The sequence below is a fragment of the Aquabacterium sp. A7-Y genome, assembly GCF_026153205.1.
Classification (GTDB): Bacteria; Pseudomonadota; Gammaproteobacteria; order Burkholderiales; family Burkholderiaceae_C; genus Caldimonas.
Window position 1 is genome coordinate 1 of sequence record NZ_JAPFBW010000096.1, and the last position, 576, is coordinate 576.

At 66.3% G+C, this 576-nt stretch carries 1 protein-coding gene; it reads right to left on the reverse strand.

Annotated elements, in window-relative coordinates; all coding sequences use genetic code 11:
* A partial coding sequence (locus OOT46_RS30675; protein ID WP_265407413.1) for a serine/threonine-protein kinase occupies positions 1–576 on the reverse strand: 576 nt, incomplete at both ends.

Below are 576 nucleotides of genomic sequence, written 5' to 3' on the forward strand. Positions count from 1 at the left end.
ATGCCGGAACACGTCGTCGGCCAGATGCTCGGCAGAGGCATACCGTGTCGCTGGGTTTTTGCGCAGCGCCTTCAACACCACGGCGTCGAGGTCGCCGCGCAACTGCGTCCGCAGACGCCGGTCGGCGACGGCCTTGCTCGGCGGCGTCGGCTCCCCCTCACAGATCGCCTTTGCCAGTTCGAAGTCGCTGTTCGTCGGCACGTCGAGGTAGGGTGAGGTGCCGGTCAGCAGCCGGTGCAGCACCACGCCCAGCGAATAGATGTCGCTGGCGGGGGTGATCTCGTCGCCTTGTACCTGCTCGGGGCTGGAGTAGGCCAGCGTCAGAATGCGCTGCGCGGTCCCGGTACTGGTACTGGTTTGTTCGGCGCTGTTGGCTGGAGCGAGGCGCTTGGCGATGCCGAAGTCCAGCAGCTTGACGGCGCCACTGCTGCTCACCAAGATGTTGCTCGGCTTGAGGTCGCGGTGCACCACCCCTTTGCTGTGAGCGTAGTGAGCCACCTGGCAGACGCTGCGGAACAGTTGCAGGCGCTGCTGGACCGGCAGCTTGCGGCGCCCGGCGTAGAGGTCGATCGGCTC